The sequence below is a fragment of the Oleiphilus sp. HI0066 genome (assembly GCF_001635725.1).
Genome location: NZ_LWFH01001802.1, coordinates 1 through 697 on the forward strand (window position 1 = coordinate 1; position 697 = coordinate 697).

The window sequence follows — 697 nt, forward strand, 5'->3', positions numbered from 1 at the left end:
GAGCGACCTTGCCGGATGTACTGTCTCGGGTCGATGCGATTGATACTCGGATTCAAGAGGTGAGTGCTCAATTACCGCTTGTTCTCAAAACCGCATACAATGCGGTCGCTACCGTGAACCAGACTAATCAAACCGTTAAGGAAATTGCTCCTTTGGTTCCTGAAGTATTAGACCAGGTTGAAAAAACACGTGCTGAGATTCCTAGCTATCTCTCACGAGTTGAAAAAGTGGTTGCGACAGCCAAGGATATCTCAGAAGAGGCCGGAAAGGGCGCAGTGAAAGGGGTTTTAAAAGGCATTATTACTACGCCGTTTGATTTTCTAGCCAGCGCAGAAGAGAGATTGTTTGATCGTTTTAAAGGTGATGTAAATATCACTCAAGAAGATACGCATTTGGTAACAGAATCTATAAAAGTACTGTTGTCAGATCAAAGCTTGAGTCGGAAAACGTGGTCTAATGACGCCACCGGAAATTATGGTCATGTTGATGTCTTGAAGCGCTATCAAGGCTCTGAAGGGAAGTGCGTTAGTTTGAGCATGGTGATTGTGGCGGACGGAGAAGAAGAGAGCTTGGTGCGGGATGTGTGTCAGGACGATGCTGGGAATTGGGCAGTTGCTGAGTAGTCGTTTCAAATGAATGAAGTTTCAGAGTAAAAGGCCCGAGATTACTTTTTACTCTGAAAAAGTAATCCGCGATT

1 protein-coding gene is annotated in these 697 nt (G+C 44.9%); it reads left to right on the top strand.

Features of this window, described 5'->3' with window-relative positions:
• The coding region (locus A3738_RS31710; RefSeq protein WP_068764006.1) for a hypothetical protein at positions 1–623 on the top strand (623 nt) is incomplete at its 5' end.
• Positions 624–697 lie beyond the last annotated feature (74 nt).